Annotated in this window: 10 protein-coding genes; all 10 read left to right on the top strand. The window is 65.4% G+C overall.

Annotated elements, in window-relative coordinates:
- Positions 1 to 893 precede the first annotated feature (893 nt).
- The 10 genes from DEIPH_RS05055 (at position 894) to DEIPH_RS05010 (ending at position 7,100) form a co-directional block, all read left to right on the top strand.
- Positions 894 to 1,541, top strand: coding sequence for a hypothetical protein (locus tag DEIPH_RS05055; RefSeq protein WP_034354867.1), 648 nt, complete (start codon positions 894 to 896; stop codon positions 1,539 to 1,541).
- A gap of 118 nt (positions 1,542 to 1,659) precedes the next feature.
- Positions 1,660 to 1,926: a hypothetical protein gene (locus tag DEIPH_RS05050; RefSeq protein ID WP_034354863.1), complete on the top strand. Its 267-nt coding sequence runs from the start codon at positions 1,660 to 1,662 to the stop codon at positions 1,924 to 1,926.
- Complete coding sequence (locus DEIPH_RS05045) at positions 1,916 to 2,215, top strand: hypothetical protein (RefSeq protein WP_034354860.1); 300 nt, start codon at positions 1,916 to 1,918, stop codon at positions 2,213 to 2,215. The genes DEIPH_RS05050 and DEIPH_RS05045 overlap by 11 nt, the downstream gene beginning before the upstream one ends.
- A 71-nt stretch (positions 2,216 to 2,286) precedes the next feature.
- Entirely contained in the window at positions 2,287 to 2,778 is a 492-nt protein-coding gene (locus DEIPH_RS05040; RefSeq protein WP_034354857.1) for a hypothetical protein, read from the top strand.
- A gap of 68 nt (positions 2,779 to 2,846) precedes the next feature.
- The gene (locus tag DEIPH_RS05035) at positions 2,847 to 3,104 is read left to right on the top strand and encodes a helix-turn-helix transcriptional regulator (RefSeq protein ID WP_034354855.1); all 258 of its coding nucleotides are present in this window, start codon (positions 2,847 to 2,849) and stop codon (positions 3,102 to 3,104) included.
- Between the two features lie 206 nt (positions 3,105 to 3,310).
- Positions 3,311 to 3,550 carry a type II toxin-antitoxin system MazE family antitoxin gene (gene mazE / locus DEIPH_RS05030; RefSeq protein WP_034354852.1) on the top strand — a complete coding sequence of 80 codons (240 nt, stop codon included), beginning with the start codon at positions 3,311 to 3,313 and terminating at the stop codon, positions 3,548 to 3,550.
- On the top strand, positions 3,547 to 3,966 hold the full coding sequence (locus DEIPH_RS05025; protein WP_051517168.1) for a type II toxin-antitoxin system VapC family toxin: 420 nt from the start codon (positions 3,547 to 3,549) through the stop codon (positions 3,964 to 3,966). The genes mazE and DEIPH_RS05025 overlap by 4 nt, the downstream gene beginning before the upstream one ends.
- A gap of 54 nt (positions 3,967 to 4,020) precedes the next feature.
- Positions 4,021 to 4,488, top strand: a complete 468-nt coding sequence (locus tag DEIPH_RS05020) for a hypothetical protein (RefSeq protein WP_034354849.1) — start codon at positions 4,021 to 4,023, stop codon at positions 4,486 to 4,488.
- A 45-nt stretch (positions 4,489 to 4,533) separates the two neighbouring features.
- Positions 4,534 to 6,171, top strand: a complete 1,638-nt coding sequence (locus tag DEIPH_RS05015; RefSeq protein WP_051517167.1) for an MBL fold metallo-hydrolase — start codon at positions 4,534 to 4,536, stop codon at positions 6,169 to 6,171.
- Positions 6,168 to 7,100, top strand: a complete 933-nt coding sequence (locus DEIPH_RS05010; protein ID WP_051517166.1) for a tyrosine-type recombinase/integrase — start codon at positions 6,168 to 6,170, stop codon at positions 7,098 to 7,100. Before DEIPH_RS05015 ends, DEIPH_RS05010 begins: the two co-directional genes overlap by 4 nt.
- Positions 7,101 to 7,104 lie beyond the last annotated feature (4 nt).

Below are 7,104 nucleotides of genomic sequence, written 5' to 3'. Positions count from 1 at the left end.
TTTTTTACTTTTTTGCATGTTTACTTTTAAGGGGAGCGCCGTTGGCGCGGCCTTCCATGCGAATGCTGCTCCGCAGCACCGGGCCGCTAGAGACACCCGCCTTCCTCACGTCAGGCGGGACGCGGCCCTTTCGCATTCCAGTCCCCTTCCTCCGCTGGAAGGCGGGTGGTGCAGGGCGTGGCGTGGGAAGGGGCAACCGATCCATTTGTCGCCCGGAACAGCGCCGGGCGATGCTCCGCAAGGCACGTCCGGCCAGAGGCCGGGACTGAAGCGCGGAACAGATGCGCCGAAGGAACGAGGAGCGGCCAGAGGCCGCGCTGTGCCGGTCCCCGGCGTTCCTGACGGGACGGCGGGAGGGCCGCGCCCGCCCTGCGGCCTAGAGGCGGCTCGTCGGCCTAGCCGAGCGCGGCCAGAAGAAAGAAGAAGAGTCCTCGCCGGACGGGCAGCAGCCGGGGAAAAATGTGTCTGGGAAAGCGCCAACACATTTTTCCCCGGCCTGCGGCCTGAAGGGTCAGGGGCGCTTGAACGCCGTCAAGGGCAACCCCCCGCGAGGGGGGGGCGGGCGGTGCCCGCACCCTTGACAGCAGCTTCAGCGGGGCAAGGGGTGTGAGAGAGCGGCGGCGCAGGTGGGCGGCCCAGGACGCCGCCAGGGGCGGCACACCGGACGGCGAGGCCCCCCGGTGTGGGCGTGTGGGCCTGAGAGAGCCAGCAGCGAGCAGGCCAGGGGCAGGAGGGCGGGGCTTGCCCCGCCCGGCACAACCTTCCAAGAGGACCGCGAGCAACACCGGGGAGGAAGGCGCTTTTTATTGTTCTAGTAAGGGAAAACCCTTGATTTTGTACTGCTAAAGTAGTACACTGTCCTTACCCCCGACAGAGGGGAAAGGAGCGTAAGAATGTCAGTGATCTGCTTTGGAGCTTCCGCCATCAAAGCCCTTGAGGTGGCCGCCCGTGACCTGTTCTTTGTGGAACCTGGGCATCCCGTCGAGCCGCGCACCTTCGAGGTGTTGCATGTGGCGAACGCCCGCGCCTACGCGCTCAGCTACGCGGGCGGCGACCTGACGCCGGAGGCGGTGGAGGCACTGCGCCAGGAGTACCGGCAGGCCCAGGCCGACCCCACCCCCTACAGCGCGGGGGAACTGCTGGACATGCTGCATAGCCTCACCTACAACTGCCAGAGCAACGGCGGGACGTTCGCGCTGGAGGGTGATGAGGAGCAGGCCCGCCGCCGCCTGATGCAGTCGGTGGCGTTCGAGGTCATGGTCGAGGGCGGCCCCACCGTGCCTGTGGCCGACTTCGGCAACATTCGCCGCGTGAACTTCGATCTGTACGAGATCACCACCCGCAATCCCCGCGAGGGCAGCCGCGCCCGCATGTACCTGATGGACGGCAACAAGCCGCACCCCCACGAGGGCTTCATCACGGACCAGCCCTGGGAGGCGTTCACGAAGCTCTGGGAGATGCACGACGACTGTGCGGCCCATTGGCTTGAGGGGTACGAGCGTGATCTGGCCGAGCAGGCCCGGAGGTTGGGCATCATCTGAAAAGCAGCGGCCCCAATGGGGCCGTTCTCCTTTCATGACGCAGAAAAACACTTGATTTTGTACTGCTTTAGAAGTACAATTTCGTTACCCCAGACAGAGGGAGAAAGGAGCGTCAGGCATGGCTAGAACGGCAGCGGAGCGCGGGAGCATCGGGGGGAGGACCACCTTCCAGCGGCACGGCAGCGTCCACATGGAGGCCACCCTACGGGCCGGGTTCTGGGTCACTGTTCTGCGGTATTACGGCGGTGACGTGCAAGCCTACATGGACGCGCTGCGCGCTCGCCAGAGTAAGGGCGAACACGACCCCCGGCTGGGGTGCGGGGTGCAGCGCCCTAAACAGACGCACGACCCACTGACCGTGCGCGGGGGCCGCCGTGCTGTTTAGCCTCTCCCCTGCGCCCTCGCTGCCCGACGAGGCGACGGTCACGCGCGCCATTCTGGAGTTGGTTGGACGTGAGCGCGAACGTCACCATGCCCTCGCCCAGGGCAAGCGCCGCGTGCCGGTGCTGACTTCCCGGGCAGTTGCCGGGTTGGTTGCCCTTTCGGAGGATCATCCGTTGGTCGAGAGCCTGCTGGCCCAGATCGTCCACGAGGCTTTTGTCGCCGGTTTCGGCACTCCGACAACCATACAAGCAGCCCAGGCCATCGCCCGCCGCCTCCTCCAGGCAGCCTGACACGCCGGAGGCCAAGTCGGGCGGCCTCTCCAGGGGGCTGCCCTTTCCCAGCGCCAGGAGGCCGAGACGCCATGACCTATCCCCAGACACGCGACGAGTACCGCGCCCGCATCATGGAGGACCTGTTCAGGCTGGTGCAGCACATCGAGGCCGACGACAACGAACACAGCCGCGCCGAGGTGCTGGCGCGGGGCCTGCATTACGACGTGCGCGAGTTTTTCAACCGCGCCCGCTGGAAACCAACTCCGGTGTATGACAGCCTGCGCGCCCGCGTGCCGCTCGGGTCACCCCTCACCCTGTTGATTCAGTCTCACGGCGGTGAGAACGGGCGGCGCACTCTTCAGGGCCGGGTGCAGGCCATCCACCACCCCGGCAGTCCGAACGACGGGGCGGAGTTCCTGATTGTGCCGAAGGGTTGCCGCAACCCCCGCCGCTCCTGGTACAGGGTCGGCGTCGAGTTGGCCCTCACGATCTACCCCGGTTGGGTTGCGGGTCAGGCGCTTGAGCGCACGCGCCCGCTGTACGACCACGCTGCCACGCCCCCTGTGAGGTACGATTCATGAAAAGACCCGCCCCCTGTGGGCGGGCCACTCGCCCCTGACAGAGGGAGAAAGCGAGCGGGGGTGATTCTATGGCAAAGACGCAGGAAAAGAAAACGCTTGCCCAGTGGCGGGAGGAGCGGGGAATCACTGTGCAGACCCTCGCGGACGGCTTGGGCATTTCCAGGGGTTCAATGGGCGACTACCTGCATGGTCGCAAGGAACCGAGCATCACCCGTGCCCTCCTGCTGGCTGAACTGCTGAAGGTGGACGTGCATCAGGTGGACTGGAAGACCAAGCCCCAGAATGAACGGCTGGTCAGCAAGAGCGCCGCCAGTTCGCCAAGCTAGCTAGTTTTACGCAACTTTTTAGAGTTTTACGCAACTTCCCCGTTCTGCACTGAGAACCGAGGTCTGCCAGTCGGAAGAACCCACCGATCTGCACGAGGGCAATCCGGTAACGGGGCCTTTCGTCCAACTTGCGTAAAATATCAATTTTACGCAGGCTCTAGATTTTTGATATCCTTACCACTAGACTATTTTGTAAGGAGGCCAGGATGCGCGTGATTGCTAAGATGACCAGCAAGGGTCAGGTCACGGTGCCCCGCGAGGTGCGGGAGCGGTTGGGCTTGAAACAGGGAGACGGTCTGGTGTTCGAGATCGAGGGCAACACCATCACCCTGGTCCCGCCTGAGGAAGACAACCCCTTCGACGCCTTTATAGGCACCTTGCCCCCCCTGCCCAAGGACGCCAAGACCTTCTGGCGTGAGATGCGCGATGGGGATGCCGACGAGTGACCGCCTGTATTGACACCAACGTGCTCAGTGCGCTGCTTGGCGCTGAACCGAACGCACCTGCGATTTCCAGCACTCTGAACACCCTGCGAACAGCCGGGCCCCTGGTCATTCATGGCAGCGTCTATGCCGAACTGCTGGCTGCTCCCGGCGATACACAGAGCCACCTGAACCTTTTTCTGAAGCGAGGGCAAGTGCGCGTGGACTGGAACACGACCGAGGCGATCTGGCAGATGTGTGGCCGGGCGTACAGCGCCTATGGCCGCCGAAGGGCCAGGTCGGGGGGAGGGCAGCCCCGCCGCATCCTGGCTGACTTCCTGATCGGCGCGCACGCCCTGTCCCTGGGGGCCACCCTGGTCACGCTCGATGACACCCACTACCGCAGCGCCTATCCGACCCTGCCGTTGGTGATGCCATGAACCGCGACGACTCCCCCCATGTTGATCTCTCGCCCTCTCAGGAGGAACGTCCCCATGTCCAAGCCTGACCCGGCCACCCTTGCCATAGCCAAACTGCTTGAAGGTGCAGGTCACAGCCCTGAGGAAGCCCTGGCCCTGGTCGAGGAGGCCGTGCGCCGGAGCCGCACCGTTTCCGAGGGCTGCACCTACGGCGGCTTGCACCCGGAGGGACTGGCCCGACTTTGGAACACGGCTGCCAGGAACGGCAAACGCCGTCTTGTGCTGGAGATCACCGCCGAGGGGATGACCCCTGACGAGTACAGCGGGCAGATCGGAGTGAAGGTGCTGGAAGCAGAGGAGTGGGGCGAGTGGTCCGAGACGGACTATCTGGCTCGCAACCTAGCCGCGCCGCACCTCTGGACGCCGGAGGAGGGCCGCAGCTCGTGGCCTTTTGCGGAACCCCTCGCGGACCTGTTACACCTGGATTCCTGGGAGGCGCAAACGCCCGCCCAGAAGAAGCGCGACTCCGGGGAGATGAACTGAGATGGTCAAGGATCAGGACTTCCTCTCGCCGCTGCCGGTGAGGCCGTGAGCGACTTGCATTTCCTGGGGTTGGGCGGCACCGATGAGGTCGGTGCCAGTTCCTACCTGTATCTGCTGAAGGAGGGCAATCTACTGATTGATGCAGGGGTGCGGCCCGGTCAGGTCGGTGAGGCGGCCCTGCCACACCTGGAACGGCTGGCCGAACATCCCCCCACCGCGATGATCCTCACCCACGCGCACCTGGACCATGTGGGCGCGCTGCCGGTGGTAATTCGGCGTTTCCCGAATCTGCCCATCTACTGCACCGAGGCCACCGCCCGCATCGCGGCCCTGGTGCTGGGCGACACCCTCAAGGTCAGCACCGCCCAGGGCTTCCCCCTCTTCTCCCCCGGCGAGATGAAACGCACGCTGGAACGCCTGCGCCCCGTTCCGTACTTTGAGTGGGTGAAGGATCACGGCTTCGCCTTCAAGCTGCTCCCCAGTGGGCACCTGCTGGGGGCCGCGAGTGTCCTGATCCGCAGCGGGAACCGTCAGGTCCTGCATACCGGCGACGTGAGCAATGTGGCGACGCCGGTGGTGGACGCGGCCTGGCTCCCGCACCCCAACGCCGTGCCTGAAGTGGACGCCGTGGTGTCGGAAAGCACCTACGGCGACACCCTGCTGCCCAGCCGCAAGGAGCAGGTCCGCACCTTCGTCTCCGCCATCGGCGAGACGCTGCGGGGTGGGGGCCGGGTGCTGATTCCCTCCTTTGCCCTGGGCCGCGCGCAGGAGATCACCCAGATTCTCCAGACCGCGATGGCGGGAGGACTGCTCCCCCAGGTGCCCATCCACCTGGACGGTCTGACGCGGGGGATCACCGAGGCTTACGAGGAGATGTTGCCGCTCCTGCCGGAAGCCCTCCAGAACCGCAGCAAGGTCAGCAGGCAGCGGCCTTTCTTGGCAGGAACGGTGAACCTGGTCAAGGACCGCCGCGAGCGGGAAGGCATCCTGGCCTCGGACCGCCCGGCTATCGTGATTGCCTCCTCGGGAATGCTGCACGCCGGGGCCAGTCCCCAGTACGCGCGGGCCTGGTTGCCGCTCCCGGAAAATGCCCTCTTTGTGGTGGGCTACCAGGACGCCGAGAGTCCGGGGCGGCGACTGCTGGAACTCCAGCAAGGTGGCGAGGTGATGTTGCCCGACGGCAAGGGGGGGCTGGAACCTGTCTCTGCCTACTCACGGGTGGAACGCTTCTACCTCTCGGCCCACGCCGACCGGGGCGGGCTGCTGGGGATGATTGCCCGCTACCAGCCGGGCAAGGTGATTCTCACGCACGGCGAGGTCCGGGCGCGGGCGAACATGGCCGGGTATCTGAACACCAAGCACGAGGTCAGCCTGCCGGAAGCAGGGGAGCTGGTGTCCCTTCAAGACAGTGGCCGACGGCGGGGAACGTTTATGAACACCGCGCCGAAGAAGCTCGAAGCCCTCAAGGAGCGCCACGCGCGGGCGACGGTCAGCGTGACCTATGACCGCGACACCCATGAGGTCCGCCTCAAACTGCCTGCTGACCTGGACGGGTCCCTCTTCGGGGAAGGCGACTACACCCTGGAAGTGCTGCGCGGCAAGTTGAGCCGGATCAAGCTGCGGGAACAGGACGCCGAGGCGCTGGCTGGGATGGCCGATAAGGAAGAGCAGGTGACGGTGTGAGTACCCTGCCCTCTCTCATCCCGGCCTTCGAGAGCTACCTGACCCAGGAGGAGGGCCTGAGTCCCGCGACGGCCCGTCAGTACCGGCATGACTGCCTGAAGCTCGCCGGATGGCTTGGGCAGGAGCGGCCCGCGCTGGAGGGGTGGGAGGCCGTTACCGCCCGTGATCTCCGGGCCTACATGGGGCACCACAAGCCCGCCCCGGCCCGCGCCCGCCGCCTGGTCAGCGCGTGGAAGAAGCTGTGGCGCTATCTCTCGGAAGTCGAAGGACTGAAGATGCAGGCCGGGCCAGCCGAACTCAAGACCCCCAAGCTCCCGGCCCGGCTGCCCAAAGCCCTCACGAATGGCGAAGTGTCTCGGCTGCTCATCGCTGCACGCGAGCAGTCGAACGACGCGAAGGGACTGCGCGATTGGGCGGTCCTGGCCTTTCTCTACGGGACGGGGTGTCGGATCAGTGAGGCCCTGTCCCTGACCTTCTCGGCCATTGAACTGGACGCCGACCGGCTGCCAGTGAGTGTGCGGCTGATTGGGAAGGGGAACAAAGAGCGCCAGGTGTTCCTCAGCCCGACGGCGCAGCGTGCCTTGCATCAGTGGTTGCGGGTGCGCCGTACGCAGGGGCACGCCACCAGCTCGTATGTGTTCAGCCATCTGACGGGGAAGAACGCTGGAGAACCGTTCCCGGTGCGGACCATCGAGGCCGCGATGCAGCGCATAGGTAAGCGGGCGGGACTGCGGCCCGAGCAGAGTACGCCGCACAAGTTGCGGCACGCCCATGCCACGGCTCTGGTGGATGCAGGCCGCCGCATTGAGGACGTGAAGGAAGTGCTGGGGCACGCGAGTATCGCTACCACCCAGATTTACACGCGGGTTAACAAGAACCGGCTGGCGGCCACTGCCGCGAGTTTGCCGGATGTGCTGGACAGTGCGTGACAAA

The sequence above is a fragment of the Deinococcus phoenicis genome, assembly GCF_000599865.1.
GTDB lineage: Bacteria > Deinococcota > Deinococci > Deinococcales > Deinococcaceae > Deinococcus > Deinococcus phoenicis.
The sequence above is the reverse complement of the archived record's forward strand: the minus strand, read 5'-3'. Positions and strand labels throughout refer to the sequence as shown.

Excerpts from the sequence above, each read along its gene's own strand:
- DEIPH_RS05040 (WP_034354857.1), top strand. The coding sequence starts at position 2,287 with ATGACCTATCCCCAGACACGCGACGAGTACCGCGCCCGCATCATGGAG.
- DEIPH_RS05050 (WP_034354863.1), top strand. The coding sequence starts at position 1,660 with ATGGCTAGAACGGCAGCGGAGCGCGGGAGCATCGGGGGGAGGACCACC.
- DEIPH_RS05035 (WP_034354855.1), top strand. The coding sequence starts at position 2,847 with ATGGCAAAGACGCAGGAAAAGAAAACGCTTGCCCAGTGGCGGGAGGAG.
- DEIPH_RS05020 (WP_034354849.1), top strand. The coding sequence starts at position 4,021 with ATGTCCAAGCCTGACCCGGCCACCCTTGCCATAGCCAAACTGCTTGAA.
- mazE (WP_034354852.1), top strand. The coding sequence starts at position 3,311 with ATGCGCGTGATTGCTAAGATGACCAGCAAGGGTCAGGTCACGGTGCCC.
- DEIPH_RS05055 (WP_034354867.1), top strand. The coding sequence starts at position 894 with ATGTCAGTGATCTGCTTTGGAGCTTCCGCCATCAAAGCCCTTGAGGTG.